Annotated in this window: 14 protein-coding genes and 1 riboswitch; of the genes, 12 read left to right on the top strand and 2 right to left on the bottom strand. The window is 66.5% G+C overall.

The features are described from left to right. Positions 1 to 355: 355 nt before the first annotated feature. The 7 genes from dusA (at position 356) to QU481_RS13870 (ending at position 6,391) form a co-directional block, all read left to right on the top strand. Entirely contained in the window at positions 356 to 1,351 is a 996-nt protein-coding gene (dusA, locus tag QU481_RS13900) for a tRNA dihydrouridine(20/20a) synthase DusA (protein WP_289830624.1), read from the top strand. 31 nt (positions 1,352 to 1,382) lie between these two features. Further along, positions 1,383 to 1,529, top strand: a complete 147-nt coding sequence (locus QU481_RS13895) for a hypothetical protein (protein WP_289830623.1) — start codon at positions 1,383 to 1,385, stop codon at positions 1,527 to 1,529. A gap of 157 nt (positions 1,530 to 1,686) precedes the next feature. Then, a complete protein-coding gene (gene rdgB, locus QU481_RS13890; protein ID WP_289830622.1) occupies positions 1,687 to 2,280 on the top strand; it encodes an RdgB/HAM1 family non-canonical purine NTP pyrophosphatase in 594 nt (197 codons plus the stop codon). Further along, positions 2,277 to 3,458, top strand: coding sequence for a radical SAM family heme chaperone HemW (hemW, locus tag QU481_RS13885; protein ID WP_289830621.1), 1,182 nt, complete (start codon positions 2,277 to 2,279; stop codon positions 3,456 to 3,458). The genes rdgB and hemW overlap by 4 nt, the downstream gene beginning before the upstream one ends. An 8-nt stretch (positions 3,459 to 3,466) precedes the next feature. Next, positions 3,467 to 3,853 carry a RidA family protein gene (locus QU481_RS13880; RefSeq protein ID WP_289830620.1) on the top strand — a complete coding sequence of 129 codons (387 nt, stop codon included), beginning with the start codon at positions 3,467 to 3,469 and terminating at the stop codon, positions 3,851 to 3,853. A gap of 181 nt (positions 3,854 to 4,034) precedes the next feature. Further along, positions 4,035 to 4,136, top strand: a riboswitch (TPP riboswitch). A gap of 44 nt (positions 4,137 to 4,180) precedes the next feature. Further along, on the top strand, positions 4,181 to 5,455 hold the full coding sequence (locus tag QU481_RS13875; RefSeq protein WP_289830619.1) for a cytosine permease: 1,275 nt from the start codon (positions 4,181 to 4,183) through the stop codon (positions 5,453 to 5,455). Positions 5,456 to 5,539: 84 nt separating this feature from the next. Continuing rightward, positions 5,540 to 6,391, top strand: coding sequence for a CPBP family intramembrane glutamic endopeptidase (locus QU481_RS13870; RefSeq protein WP_289830618.1), 852 nt, complete (start codon positions 5,540 to 5,542; stop codon positions 6,389 to 6,391). A gap of 784 nt (positions 6,392 to 7,175) precedes the next feature. Here the strand turns inward: QU481_RS13870 and QU481_RS13865 are convergent. Together QU481_RS13865 and QU481_RS13860 are read right to left on the bottom strand one after the other, a co-directional pair. Further along, a complete protein-coding gene (locus QU481_RS13865) occupies positions 7,176 to 7,781 on the bottom strand; it encodes a response regulator transcription factor (RefSeq protein ID WP_289830617.1) in 606 nt (201 codons plus the stop codon). Next, positions 7,774 to 10,065, bottom strand: a complete 2,292-nt coding sequence (locus QU481_RS13860; RefSeq protein WP_289830616.1) for a PAS domain-containing sensor histidine kinase — start codon at positions 10,063 to 10,065, stop codon at positions 7,774 to 7,776. Before QU481_RS13860 ends, QU481_RS13865 begins: the two co-directional genes overlap by 8 nt. 162 nt (positions 10,066 to 10,227) lie before the next feature. On the opposite strand from QU481_RS13860, the gene QU481_RS13855 reads away from it, so the two are divergent. From QU481_RS13855 to QU481_RS13835, 5 genes are all read left to right on the top strand, one after another. After that, a complete protein-coding gene (locus QU481_RS13855; RefSeq protein ID WP_289830615.1) occupies positions 10,228 to 11,256 on the top strand; it encodes a TRAP transporter substrate-binding protein in 1,029 nt (342 codons plus the stop codon). 82 nt (positions 11,257 to 11,338) lie between these two features. Then, positions 11,339 to 11,776 (top strand): DUF4124 domain-containing protein, encoded by a 438-nt coding sequence (locus tag QU481_RS13850; protein ID WP_289830614.1) that lies wholly within the window; start codon positions 11,339 to 11,341, stop codon positions 11,774 to 11,776. Between the two features lie 53 nt (positions 11,777 to 11,829). Further along, positions 11,830 to 12,672: a PhzF family phenazine biosynthesis protein gene (locus QU481_RS13845; protein WP_289830613.1), complete on the top strand. Its 843-nt coding sequence runs from the start codon at positions 11,830 to 11,832 to the stop codon at positions 12,670 to 12,672. 83 nt (positions 12,673 to 12,755) lie between these two features. Next, a complete protein-coding gene (locus QU481_RS13840) occupies positions 12,756 to 13,523 on the top strand; it encodes a PhzF family phenazine biosynthesis protein (RefSeq protein WP_289830658.1) in 768 nt (255 codons plus the stop codon). A 13-nt stretch (positions 13,524 to 13,536) separates the two neighbouring features. Further along, positions 13,537 to 14,286: a metallophosphoesterase family protein gene (locus QU481_RS13835; protein WP_289830612.1), complete on the top strand. Its 750-nt coding sequence runs from the start codon at positions 13,537 to 13,539 to the stop codon at positions 14,284 to 14,286. Positions 14,287 to 14,379 lie beyond the last annotated feature (93 nt).

Below are 14,379 nucleotides of genomic sequence, written 5' to 3'. Positions count from 1 at the left end.
ACGACGCAGCTGGGAAGTTAGACCGCCGTCAGGTATGGGATGGGGGGGCTCACATGGGCCACGTGGCTACAGAGGGGGCAGGGCGCTGGCGGTGTAACCCTGTACGGTGGAGCGGGAAGGTGAAGGGGTATGATGAAGGCATTTTTAGGCTAGCCGTCGCTAAACGACCCATGCCTTGACCCTGGCTTGTTTGTCACGGGATAATTCGAAGATTTTCAATTGCTTGGCCAGCTTGCAGGTTGCTCCATGATGGTGATTCGTCGCGTAGCACCGGCAAGGCACAAATGGTCAAGAATCGGCCTGAATGAACAGAAACGAAACACCTGCTAACGGGGCAGATCGCTCCAGCCGTCTCATGAGTCAAGCTACACGCCCCGCCAGGCGGCTTTCGGTTGCTCCGATGCTGGACTGGACCGACCGCCACTACCGTTACTTTGCCCGCCTGATCAGCCGTCACACTTGGCTCTATTCCGAGATGGTCACCACCGGGGCGATCTTGCACGGCGATGCGGACCGCTTCTTGCGCTTTGACGAGGCCGAGCATCCGCTTGCACTGCAGCTGGGCGGTTCGGAACCGGAGGACCTGGCGCGCTGCGCCAAGCTGGCCGAACAGTGGGGTTACGACGAGGTGAACCTGAACGTGGGTTGTCCGTCCGAACGGGTGCAGAAGGGGGCGTTCGGCGCCTGCCTGATGGCCGAGCCGCAGTTGGTCGCCGATTGCGTGAAGGCGATGCGTGACGCCTGCGGCATCGACGTGACGGTGAAGCACCGCATCGGCATCGACAGCGTCGAGGACTATGACTTCGTTCAGGGGTTCGTCGACACGGTGGCGGCGGCCGGCTGCACCACCTTCATCGTGCACGCCCGCAACGCGATCCTGAAGGGCCTGTCGCCGAAGGAGAACCGCGAGATACCTCCACTGCGCTACCACTATGTGTACCGGCTGAAGCAGGAGCGCCCTGAGCTGGAGATCCTGATCAACGGTGGCATCAAGACCTTGGCCGAGACTGATGAGCACCTCGACGAGATCGACGGGGTAATGATCGGCCGCGAGGCTTACCACAACCCCTACCTGATGGCCGATTTCGATGCGCGCTACTACGGCGACGAGCATCCGGTGCCGAGCCGCGACGAGGTGGTCGAGGCATTGCTGCCCTATGTGGAGCGCGAGCTGTCGGCAGGGCGCGGCACCCAGCTGCGCCACATCGCCCGCCATATCCTCGGCCTGTACCAGGGGGTGCCGGGGGCGCGCCAGTGGCGGCGGATGCTGTCCGACGCCAGCCTGCTGAAGGATGCCGGGCCGGAGTTGCTGCTGGCGGCCCGGGCGGCGGTTCACGGCGAAAAGCGTTGATCTGACGAGATCAGCTAGTCATCTGACCTGATTGTCGAAGCGAGGCCCACGGGCTTCGCCTTTCCATTTCTTCCATCTCGACATCCTGCAACCTGTGGTGGCGGCCAAGCCGTTCGTCCATACCGATCCGAAAGCCAACGCGGAGATCGATTCGAGCCCTGCGGTCACCGGCAAGTGAGCGGTGCTGCGCGAGCTGACGCCGGAGGAGCGTCGCCCGCTCACCCAGCAGTGGGTCGAGGTGAAGGTCGGCGGTTGAGCCGGCCGCTCTGGTAGAATCTCGTTTATCCGGCCTGCGGCGTGAATCGCCGTTGGCCCCTGTATATCTGGAGCCCGTCATGTTCGATCGTCTGGTCCTCGCCAGCAACAACCCCGGCAAACTGAAGGAATTCTCCGCGCTGTTCGCACCGCTTGGCATCACGCTGGTGCCGCAGGGCGAGCTGAACGTGCCGGAGGCCGAGGAGCCGTACTTCACCTTTGTCGAGAATGCGCTCGAGAAGGCCCGCCACGCCAGCCGCCTGACTGGCCTGCCGGCGCTGGCCGACGATTCGGGCATCTGCGTCGAGGCGCTCGGCGGCGCGCCGGGCGTGCTGTCGGCGCGTTTCGCCGGCGAGCCGAAATCGGACGCGGCCAACAATGCGCTCTTGGTCGAGAAGCTGGCCAATGAGTCCAACCGCCGCGCCTGGTACACCTGCGTGCTGGTGCTGGTGCGCCATGCCGACGACCCGCAGCCGATCATCGCCGACGGCATCTGGATGGGCGAGGTGGTCGACACCCCGCAGGGCGAGCACGGCTTCGGCTACGACCCGTACTTCTGGCTGGCCGAACACGGCACCACCGTCGCCCAGCTCGACCCGCAGCTCAAGAACCGCATCAGCCACCGCGGCCAGGCGCTCGCGGCGCTGCTGAAGAAGCTCGAAGCGTTCGCATGAGCACCATCGCGCTGACCCCGATGCTGGGGGGATTGCGGGAGCTGCCGCCGCTGTCGCTGTACGTGCACGTGCCGTGGTGCGTGCGCAAGTGTCCGTATTGCGACTTCAATTCGCATGAGGTGAAAGGTGGCTTCGACGAGGACGGCTATGTGCAGGCGCTGTTCGCGGATCTGGAGACCGAGCTGCCGAATGTGTGGGGCCGGCCGGTGCGCACCGTGTTTATCGGCGGCGGCACGCCGAGCCTGATGTCGGCCGGCGCGATGGAGACGCTGATCCAGGGGTTGCGCGCTCGCTTACGCATCGACCCGGATGCCGAGATCACGCTGGAGGCGAATCCGGGCACCTTCGAGTCGGACAAGTTCAAGGGTTTCCGCGATGCCGGGGTGAACCGGCTGTCAATCGGCATCCAGAGCTTCGAGCCGGCCAAGCTGGCCAGCCTGGGCCGCATCCATAACGGCGACGAGGCGCGCCGCGCGGTGGAGATCGCGCTGACGCACTTCGACAACGTCAACCTCGACCTGATGTACGCACTGCCGCACCAGACGTTGGTGCAGGCGCTGGCGGACCTCGATACCGCCTTGTCCTACGGCATCACCCACCTGTCGGCCTACCACCTGACACTGGAGCCGAACACGCTGTTCGCGGTGCAGCCGCCGGCCAACCTACCGGACGACGAGCTGTCGGCGGACATGCAGGAGGCGATCGAGCAGCGCCTGACCGAAGCGGGCTTCGAGCACTACGAAACCTCGGCGTTCTGCATGCCGGGCAAGCAGAGCCGCCACAACCTCAACTACTGGCAGTTCGGTGACTATCTCGGCATCGGTGCCGGTGCGCACGGCAAGATCAGCTATCCGGACCGTATCGAGCGCACCATGCGCTTCAAGCAGCCGACCGCTTACCTGAAGGCGGTGGCCGAAGGGGCGCCAGCGCAGAGCCGCAGCAAGGTCGCCCGCGCCGGCCTGCCGTTCGAATTCATGATGAACCTGCTGCGCCTGACCGGCGGGTTCGAGGCGCGGCTGTTTGCCGAGCGCACCGGTTTACCGCTAGTGTTGATCGAACCGGCGCTGCGCGAGGCCGAGGCGCAGGGGCTGATCGAGCGCGATCTGACCTGTATCCGGCCCACGCTGCAGGGCCAGCGCTTCCTCAACGATTTACTGACCTTGTTCCTCAAGGAGTGACCCACAAAATGGCTAAGACCATCATCCATACTGACAATGCCCCGGCCGCCATCGGCGCCTACTCGCAGGCCGTGAAGGCCGGCAACACCGTCTACCTGTCGGGCCAGATCCCGCTCGACCCGGCTACCATGACCGTGGTCGAAGGCGGTTTCGCCGCCGAAACCCACCAGGTGTTCAAGAACCTGAAGGCGGTGGTGGAAGCCGCCGGCGGCACGCTGGACCAGATCGTCAAGCTCAACGCTTACCTGACCGATCTCGGCAACTTCGCCACCTTCAACGAGATCATGGGCCAGTACTTCACCCAGCCGTACCCGGCGCGTGCTGCCGTCGGCGTGGCCAGCCTGCCGAAGGGTGTGCAGGTGGAAGCCGAAGCGGTGCTGGTGCTCGGCGAGTAATCGCTCCCGCCCTCCACACGACGCGCCTCTGATGGGCGCGTTTTTTCATGGCGATTTGAAATGTCAAATGGGTTTGCGGGTGAATTGTGGCGTGCCGGGCGGAAAAGACTTGGTTGAACGCAATTTTTCACCCATAGCGATGCCGACATCGCTTGACGTGCAGCAAACCTCGTCGCATGCTTGCCCGCGCTCGGGGAGCGCTTAGGCGCTGAGAGGCTGTCACAGCCGACCCGTTGAACCTGATCTGGGCCATACCAGCGTAGGGAAGCGCCGTTGTCTTGTCGCTTGCCGTGGTCCGCGTTTTTTCATTTCGTCCAGGAAGCGGCCATGTCCAGCAATCCTCTGAATACCTCCTTACGACCTATCCCGCCCGGCGAGCGCGCGCTCGGCCTGTCCGACCACATCGCGCTGTGGGGCAGCCTCGGCGTCGGCCTCCTGGTGATCCAGGCCGGCTCCTTCCTGGTGCCGGCATTGAGCCTCGGCCACGCGCTCGGCGCCATCGCCATCGGCACGCTGATCGGTACCTTGCTGCTCGCCTGGGTCGGCCGGCTCGGCGCCGAGAGCGGCGTCGCCAGCGCGGGCCTGATCTGGTCGGCGCTCGGCCGCCGTTTCGCCATGCTGCCGATCGGCCTGAACGTGCTGCAGCTGATCGGCTGGTCGGTGTTCGAGATCGTGGTGCTGCGCGACGGCCTGGGCGCCATCGCCAAGCACCTGTACGGCCCTGTGTCGCCGGTGCTGCTGACCGTGCTGGTTGGCCTGCTGCTGGTCGGTCTGCTCAGCCTGTCGATGGTCGGCATCGTGCGTAAGCTGATCCGCCGCGTCGGCCTGTGGCTGATGCTCGGCGCGCTCGGCTTCCTCACTTGGCGCTACACAGGCGAGGCGGCCGCGGCCGGCTGGGACAAGCTGTGGGCGCGTCCGGGTACGGGTGGCATGGGCTTCGGTGCCGCCATCGACCTCGCCATCGTGATGCCGATCTCCTGGCTGCCACTGATCGCCGACTACACCCGCTACAGCCGCAGCGCCAAGCAGGCCTTCGGCGGCACGCTGCTCGGCTACGGCATCGCCAACGCCTGGTGCTTCGCGCTCGGCACGCTGATCATCGCCCTGCACCCGGGCGGCGAGCTGATGGGCACGCTGCTGCTGGCCGGCGGCGGCGCGCTGGCGCTGGGCCTGGTGCTGGTCGACGAGGTCGACAACGGTTACAGCGACCTGTATTCCGCCTCGGTGTCCGGTCATAGCCTGGTACCGCGCCTGAGTGTGCGCGTGCTCGGCCCGCTGTTGGCAGTGTTGGCTACCGTGATCGCGCTGTCGGTGCCGATCCAGCATTACCAGGACTTCCTCTACCTGCTCGGCTCGGTGTTCGTGCCGCTGTTCGGCGTGGTGATCGCCTACCACGGCAAGACCCCGAAGGTCGATTTCGGCAAGCTGCCGGCGATTTCCTGGCCGGGGGCGCTGGCCTGGTTCGCCGGCATCGGCCTCTACCAGTGGGTCAGCCACAGCGCACCGACCCTCGGTGCCTCGCTGCCGTCGCTCGTGGCCGCCTTCGTGCTCTACCATATGCTGGCCAAGCCGTTCGGCGTGCATCAGCCGGCCCGCGCCTGAGCCGTGCGGCCAGCGTTGGCCGAACCCTGATCCGACGCGCCCAGTAGGGCGCTTTTTTTGTCTGCAACGAACACAGGAGACGCCGTGCCCGTCACCGCCTGGCCCTGGTTGGCCATCTTTCCCGCCGTCGCGCTGCTGCTGATGCGCCCCGACTGGCGTCGTGTCGCGCTGAGTCTGCTCGGCCTCGGCTATGCGGCGGCATTGGTGGTCGGTCTGCTCGACTTGCGGGCGCTGGCAAGCTTAATGGTGCTCGGTGCGGCCACCTGGCTGGTGGGGGAGCGCCGGCCACGCTGGCAGTGCGCCTCCGGGCATGCGCTATTTGTCGCCGTCGCGTTTGGTCTAGCGCTGCACGGGTGGCCGGGCTTTCACAACCCGCCGGTTTACGACGCAGTCCGCTTCAGCCCCGGCGCTGTGCCGTTCTCGATGTATCTGAACCTCGACAAGCCGTTGATCGGTGTCTGGCTGCTGCTGGTGTGGCGCGGAGCGCAGCGGCGCGAGACACCGGAGCGGACGCTGGTGGCGGCGCTTGGTTACGGCGGGGTGGCGACCCTCGCCTGCCTGGGCCTTGCGTTGTTGCTTGGAGTGGTCGGCTGGGAGCCGAAATGGCCGGCGCAGGGCTGGCTGTGGGCACTTAACAATCTGCTGCTGGTGTGTGTCGCTGAAGAAACGCTGTTCCGTGGCTATCTGCAGGCCGCGTTGGAACGGGCCTGGGACGGGCGACGTTTCGGTGGCGCGGCGGCGCTAGGCGTGAGCGCGCTGCTGTTCGGGTTGGCACACCTGCCCGGCGGGGCGACGTGGTTGGCGTTGGCGACGCTGGCGGGGGTGGGCTATGGGCTGGCGTATCGGGAAGGGGGCTTGCCGGCGGCGGTGTTGGCGCACTTCGGGCTGAACCTGGTGCATTTCGGGCTGTTCAGTTATCCGATGTTGGGGAGGTGAGGGGAGTGTCCTGCGGCTCTCCGGCCCGCGTAAGTGTGTATTGACGCTTTGTCGGTCTCGCCCGACAGGCGAGTTCCTTTCTTTTGCCTCGCCAAAAGAAAGGAACCAAAGAAAAGGCGACCCCGCGACGCCGGCCCGCTGCGCGGGCTACCCTGTGGGCGTCACGGCCAACGGGCGGCTGCGCAACTCGTGCCGACTACGTCGGCACTCGGACAGTGCTCGCCGACGACACCCGTTGACCGCGCCGTCCTCGGCGGCGTCGAAGGGGGTGGGTGATGGTCTGTGGCCGACGTGAAATGGCTTGGTTTGAAAGCTTTTGCCTCGTCGGCAGGTTGGTGTCGTGTGGCTGTGGATAAAATCCGAGTCGGAGGCTTTGTTGTGGATAAGCAAGGTTGATCGAAAGAGTACGATTTCACTCCCGACCCTGAACTGGATTAAGGAATCCTACTGTTGTTCGGCCCACGCCAGGTGCCGGAACGGTGATTGGCTCTCAGTCGCTATCGCCGCAGTCGACCAGCCCATCCCCTTCTGCGCTGCCGAGCGATTGTCAAGCGGCCAGGTTTTAAGCCGCCGCATGTTCGAGTGGGCGGACGTTAGCCGCCCGCGAGTTTGGCGGCGCCTGGCCGCTTGGCAGGCGCGAGGGAAGCCGTAGGCCAGCGCGGTGGGGTCGTCTTTCTTTGGGTACTTTCTTTGACGAAGCAAAGAAAGTACCTCGCCGGTCGGGCGAGACCGACAAGGCTGCAGGTCTCGCTAACGTTGGCCAAACAAGCTAACCCAGTACCCCTCACGCATCCCGCAACAAACTAGCCAACTCCACCGCCGACTTCACCCCCATCTTCTCCAGTGCCCGCGCCCGGTGCACCTCCACCGTCTTCATGCTGATCGCCAGTTGATCGGCGATCTGCTTGTTCAGCTGCCCCTTCAGCACCAGCTCCATTACCTGGCGCTCACGCTCGGTCAGTTGTGCAAGCGACTGGCGTACCCGCTGCTGCTGCTGATACTGCTGGCGCTGCGTCGCGTCGTTGGCGAGACACTGCTCGATCCGCGCCAGTAGCGCCTCGTCGTCGAACGGCTTCTCCAGGAAATCGACCGCGCCGAGCTTCAGCGCCGCCACTGCCAGTGGCACGTCGGCGTGGCCGGTCAGGAAAATCACTGGCGGACAGTAGCGGCCGGCCGCTTTCAGTTGCTCGAACAGCATCAGCCCGCTGATGCCGGACAGGCGCATGTCGAGCACCAGGCAGGCCGCGCCGGCGGCGCGACCGGAAGATAGCAGTGCCTCGCCCGAGGCGAAGCCCTCGGCGACGAGACCCTGAGCTTCGCACAGCCATAGCAGCGCCTCGCGTACCGCATCGTCGTCGTCGACGATGATCACCGGCAGTCGCTCAGTCATCGATGGGTTCCTTGTCGTGGGCGGCGCTCAAGGGCAGCACGAACCAGAAGCAGCTGCCGCCGCTGTCGGCCGGGCGGTAGCCGAAGGCGCCGCGGTGGTATTCGACGATCGAGCGGCAGATGTTCAGGCCGATGCCCATGCCGTCGATCTTGGTGGTGTAGAACGGGGTGGACAGCTGGCCGAGCAGGCCGTCGGGCAGGCCCGGGCCGTTGTCGATTACCTCGAAGCGTAGTCGCTGGCCGTCGTTCTCGGCATCGACGCGGATCTCGATCCAGCCGCGCCCGGAGGTCTCTTGCAGCGCGTCGGCGGCGTTGTTGAGCAGGTTCAGGAGTACCTGCTCGATCAGCACCGCGTCGATGTCGAGCGGCAGATTGGCCGACACGCGCCGCGTCACCGCGATCTGTTGCTGGCGCAGCCGCGGCCCGACCAGCGTCAGCACCGAGTCGAGCAGCGTCTGTGGCAAGGTCGGCGCCAGTGCCGGTTCGCGCTGGCGAACAAAGCTGCGGATGCCCTGGATCACCTTGCCGGCGCGGCGCGCCTGGTCGGCGATGCGGCCCATGACCTGGCCGGCTTGCGCGAGGCTCAGCTCGTCGTTTTCCAGCTTGCGCACCGAGCCGGACGCGAAGCTGGAGATCGCCGCCAGGGGCTGGTTGATCTCGTGCGCCAGCGTCGACGCGAGCTCGCCCATCGTCAGCAGTCGCGAGGTAGCTTGCACCCGCTCGCTGTGCTCGCGCTCGCGTTCGGCCAAGCGGCGGCTCTCGGTGACGTCGGTGAAGATGCTCAGCCAGGCCGGTTCGCCGTCCACCCAGGCGATGCGGCGGCGGTGCAGGTGGTAGAGGCGGGGGCTACCGTGGAACTGGATGTCGTGTTCGCTGGCCGGGGTGTCGCACAGCCGGTCGAGGCCGGGGATCACCAGGCAGAACGGCTCGGACACGTCCGGGTGCAGGTCGGGCAGCAGCTCCAGCAGCGCGCGGTTGGCGAACACCAGCGCCTGGCCGTCGGCGGCGGCCACGCCCACCGGGGCGTCCAGGCCGTCCAGCACGGTGCGGAAGCGCAGCTCGGTGTCGATGATGGCCTGGCGGCGCCGGTTCATCTCGGTGCGGTCGTAGCAGGTGGCGAGCCAGCCGCCGGTGCTGCCGGCCAGCGGGGCGACGAACAGCCGTACGTCGAACGGTGTGCCGTCGGCGTGGCGCCAGGTCAGTTCGAAGCCGTCGGCCGGCAGCGCGCCGTCGCGCAGCGCGGCCAACTGCTCGGGCTGGCCGTCCGGCCAGAAGCGGTAGGGCGGCACCTGGCCGAGCAGGTCAGTTTCGCTCAGACCGGTCATGGTGCAGAAGGCGCGGTTGGCGCGTTCGATGGTGCCGTCCGGCGCCAGCACGAACAGGCCGTTGCGCATCGAATCCTCGATCTGGGCGCGGAAGGTCACCTCGGCGCGCAGCGCGTCCTCGCTCTGGTGGCGGTGGCGCATGTGCTGGCGGATCTTCCACAGACTGACCAACAGCAGCACGGTCAGCAGGGTGCTGAGCACCGCCAGCAGCGGCAGCGCCACGCCCAGGCTGGTGATGTAGGAGGTGGCGCGCAGCCGCATGCCGCCGCCGGGCGGAGTCAGCTCGATCTCGTGGCTGAGCGTGCCGACCGGTTCGGCCAGGGCCGAGCGGCTGGCGATCACGTTGTCGCCCAGGTCGACCAGGCTCAACTGGTATTTCTCGGCGATCCACCACGGGATCTGGCTCTGTAGCAGCGCGTGCAGCTCGATGGACAGCAAGAGGGTGCCGCGCGGGGTGCCGTCGGCGGCGATCGCCGGCAGCGCCAGGTCGACGAAGCGCTCGTGGCCGTGGCGGTACACGGTGCCGTAGCGCGGCGTGCCCAGGCGCCGGGCGGTGTCGAGCAGGGCGGGATTGGGATCCAGGCGCTCGCCCACCTGCCACAGCCGCTGATCGTCGGCGCCGAGCCACTCCACCTGCATCACGTCGCGGTTCTCGCGCATCAGGAAGGCGGCGCGGCGGCGGAACGATTCGGCGTCGAGGCGGTGCTGCTGGATCTCGCTCAGCAGCTGGGTGCCCCATTCCTGCAGCGAGGAGAAATGCAGGCGCAGCGCCTGCTCGGACCACAGCACGTCCTGCACCAGCGTGTCGCGCTGGCTGTTCTTGGAGTCCTGCCAGACCAGGCTGGCCAGCTGCATCAGCGCGGCCAGCAGGCCGGCCAGCGCGAGCGCGGCCAGCCACCACAGCCGGCTCTGGCGTGGCGTGCTGGTGCTGGAAGAGGTCGGTGGCGGCATCTCGGACATGGAATAGAGGAATGGCCGGTATCATGCATGGCCGACCGGCGGTCTGCATTAGGGAAAACCCGAATGACGGCGCGCAGGCCGGCGTGATTGGATGGTTACGATCCCTCTGGGTCGGGCCCGGGACCCTTCGCGGCCCGTTACTGAATTGAAGGAGAGGCGGCCATGCCGCGCAAGCATATCCTGTGGGCGAGCCTCGTGACCGTCCTGTTGTTAGTGGCCGGCGGCTGGGCCTGGCTGTCCGCGCACGCCGAGCGCTCGCCCATCGTGATCAAGTTCAGCCACGTGGTGGCGCCGGACACGCCGAAGGGCCGGGCGGTCGAGTATTTCAAACAGTTGGCTGAACAACGCAGCCACGGCCGGGTGCGGGTGCTGGTGTACCCGAACAGCCAGCTCTACAAGGACAAGGAGGAGCTGGAGGCGCTGCAGCTCGGTTCGGTGCAGATGCTGGCGCCCAGCCTCGCCAAGCTTTCGCCGCTGGGGGTGAAGGAGTTCGAGGCGTTTGCCTTGCCCTATCTGTTCGACGACTACGACGCGGTGCATCGCGTCACCCAGGGGCGGGTCGGCAAGCTGTTGTTCAGCCGGCTGGAAGCTAAGGGTATCAAGGGGCTGGCTTACTGGGACAACGGCTTCAAGCACTTTTCGGCCAACCGGCCGATCCACGTCCCGGCCGACCTGCAAGGGCTGCGCATTCGCATCCAATCGTCTCGCGTGGCCGCCGAAGAAATGTACGCACTCGGCGCTGTGCCGCAGGTGCTGGCCTTCGCCGACGTCTATCCGGCGCTGCAGGCGGGTGTGATCGACGGCACCGAGCTTGATCCGTCTAACTTCTATACCGGGCAGGCCTACCGGGTGCAGAAGAACCTGACGCTGACCGGTCACGAGTATCTGGGTTATGCGGTGATCGTTAACAAGGCGTTCTGGGACGATCTGCCCTCCGACGTGCGCAGCATCCTGGAAGGCGCGCTGCGCGACGCCACCGTCTACGAGAACCACATCGCCCGCCAGCAGAACGACGCCGCGCTGGCCGCGGTGCGCGCCGCCGGCACCACCACCGTCTACCAGCCGACCCCGGCCGAGCGCGCCGCCTTCAAGCAGGCACTGCTGCCGGTGCATGCCCGGATGGCAGATCGCATCGGCCGCGACCTCCTGCAGCAGATCTATCAGGACACCGGTTTCCGCGCCACGCCGTGATCCGGCCGCTCCCGCAACGTCTCGGTCTGGGTATTTTTTATGGTAATTTCATAACGAACCGATTGAGCCAAGGGAGCGGGCTATGACAAGGACGGTACTGCTGGGGCTGACGTTGCTGTTGGCAAACGGGGTAGCCGACGCCGAGGTGCAACGCTGCGTCGACGCGCACGGCGCGGTCAGCTACGTCGCCGACTACTGCCCGGCCGGTAGCCGTGCCGAGACACGCTCTTCCGGCGCGTTCAGCGTGGTCGATCCCGGCGCGGGGCGCGATGCAGCGCTGGCCGACTACCGCCGCGACGCGGCCACCGCGCAGAAACAGCAAGCCCGGCAGCGTGCCGCGCGCGAGCGCCAGGCCGCCGACGATGCGAGCAAGCAGGCGACGCATTGCCGCCGCCTGCAGCGCAGGCTCGCCGACCTGACGGTACAACAGGGGGTGGCGGTGAGGGCGACGAAACGCCGCCGACTCGACACCGCCCAGCGCAGAATGCAGCAGCAGCTGGCCGATGCCGGCTGCGCCTAATCGCCACCGACAAAACTCTGTCGGCGGCTCGGCTACTCTCACAAGGAAACCCGATGACCACCTACCGCTACCGCCTCGTTAACGTGTTCGCCGAACAGCCGTTCGGCGGCAACCCGCTCGCGGTGTTTCCCAATGCGCACGGCCTCGACGACGCGACGATGCAACTGATCGCGCGCCAGTTCAACCTGTCCGAGACCGTGTTCGTGTTCCCGAGCGAACACGCCGACGCGGCGCTGCGCATCTTTACGCCGAGCTATGAGCTGCCGTTCGCCGGCCACCCGACGCTCGGCAGTGCCTATGTGCTGCACCAGGAACGGCGCCTCGACGATCGTTTCGCGCTGGAGACCCATGCCGGGGTGATCCCGCTCGAACACGTCGACGGTGTCTACACCCTGTCCGCCAATGTCGCGACCAGCCGTTCGGCCGACCTCAGTCGCGCTGCCGCCGCCGAGATGCTGGGCCTGGAGGCGTCCGACATCGCGCACGATCCGGAATGGGTGAACGCCGGTTCGGAACAGTTGCTGATCCGCTTGAGCAACCGTGCCGCCGTGCTGGCGGCACGCCCCGACCCAGTGCTGTTCAAGCAGCGCGCCACGCTGCGTCCGGGTCGCAGCGTCGCCTACGTCTGGCATGTGGAGGGCAACGTCGCCACCGTGCGGCTGTTCTTCGAACAGCTCGGCGCGGTGATCGAAGACCCGGGCACCGGTTCGGCCTGCGCCAACCTGGGCGGCTGGTGCGTGTTGAACGGCCTGGCACCACTCGTGTGGCGTGTCGAACAGGGAGAGGTGATCGACCGGCCGAACGTGCTATATCTGTCGGTCGATAAGGCCGGCCAGATCCGTGTCGGCGGCCGGGTGATAGATGTCGCGGACGGCGAATTCCACCTTCCCGGCTGAGTCCTCTCCCATACATATCGGCGGCACGCGAACGGCGTGCCGCGACTGTTTCCGGAGTCTGCTTGCCTTCCTAGCGTTACCGCATCGTCAATGTATTCGCCGAGCAGCCGTTCGGCGGCAACCCGCTCGCGGTGTTTCCCGACGCACGTGGCCTCGACGACGCGACGATGCAGCTGATCGCGCGCCAGTTCAACCTGTCCGAGACCGTGTTCGTGCTGCCGTTCGCCGGCCACCCCACGCTTGGCAGTGCCGCGGCGCTGCGCGACGAACGAGGCCTCGCTGACCGTTTCGCACTGGAGATCCGTGCCGGCGTGATCCCGGTCACGCAGGCCGACGGCGTCTACACTCTGTCGGCCAACCCGCCCAAGCGCCACGCGGCAGACCTGAGCCGAGCCGACGCCGACGCGATGCTGGGCTTGGCCGAGACCGATATTGCTGACGACCCGGCATGGATCGACACCGGCTCCGAGCAATTGCTGATCCGCCTGGCCAGCCGCACCGCGGTGCTGGCCGCACAGCCGGAGCCGGTGTGCTTCAAACGAGACGCGCTGCTACGCCCAGGGCGCAGCGTGGCCTATATCTGGTACGTGGAAAACGACGTCGCCACGGTACGGATGTTCACCGAGCGGCACGGTGAAGTGATCGAAGACCCGGGCACCGGCTCGGCCTGCGCCAACCTGGGCGGCTGGTGCGTGCTGGCTGGCCTGGCGCCGCTCGCATGGCGCATCGAACAGGGCGAGGCGATAGACCGGCCGAACGTGCTGTATCTCACCGTCGATGCGGAGGGGCGTATCGGTGTCGGCGGCCGGGTGATCGACGTCGCCGACGGGCAGTTCCATCTGCCCGGCTAAGCATGAGGAGGTAATGATGGTGCTGGATCGTTTTGCCGTGCTGTCCGACATCCACGGCAATCTGTGGGCGCTCGACGCGGTGCTGGCCGACGTGGCGGCGCAGGGCATCACCGACATCGTCAATCTGGGCGACATCCTGTCCGGGCCGTTGAAGCCGCGCGAAACCGCCGAACGGCTGATGCCGCTCCAGCTGCCGACAATACGCGGCAACCATGAGCGCCAGCTGCTCGCCTGCGCCGACGAGCCGGGCGGTGCGGCTGATCAGTTCGCCTACGAGGCCATCACGCCGGAGCAGCGGGCCTGGCTTGCGGGGCTGCCGGTCGGGCTGATGCTCGGCGACGTGCAGCTGAGCCACGGCATTCCCGGCGACGACATGACGTATCTGCTCGACGAGATCGTCGCCGAGCGGCTGGTGCTGACCCACCCCGACAGAGTGGAGACCCGGCTCGGCGGTCGCGACCCGCACGCCACGCTGTTGCTCTGTGGTCACAGTCATCAGCCGCGCGCACTGGTGCTCGACGACGGGCTGCTGATTGTCAACCCAGGCAGCGTCGGGCTTCCCGCGTATGACGATGAGAACGGCGGCTTTCACCGCTCGGAGACGGGCTGCCCCCATGCCAGCTATGCGGTGTGCGAGCGCGGCACGCACGGCTGGAACGTGGCCTTGCACCGGGTCGCGTACGACTGGCACGCCGCGGCCAAGTGTGCGCTCGCCAACGACAGCGCCGACTGGGCGAGCTGGCTGGCCAGCGGCTTCGCCTGAGCGCCTTCGCGCTATTGACGCTGTCGACGCTTGCTTGCATGCTTGCGTGAGCTGTCTAGAGCTGCTACTTAAAACATACGTTCCACATACGAG

The sequence above is a fragment of the Crenobacter oryzisoli genome (assembly GCF_030385785.1).
GTDB classification, from domain to species: domain Bacteria; phylum Pseudomonadota; class Gammaproteobacteria; order Burkholderiales; family Chromobacteriaceae; genus Crenobacter_A; species Crenobacter_A oryzisoli.
The sequence above is the reverse complement of the archived record's forward strand: the minus strand, read 5'-3'. Positions and strand labels throughout refer to the sequence as shown.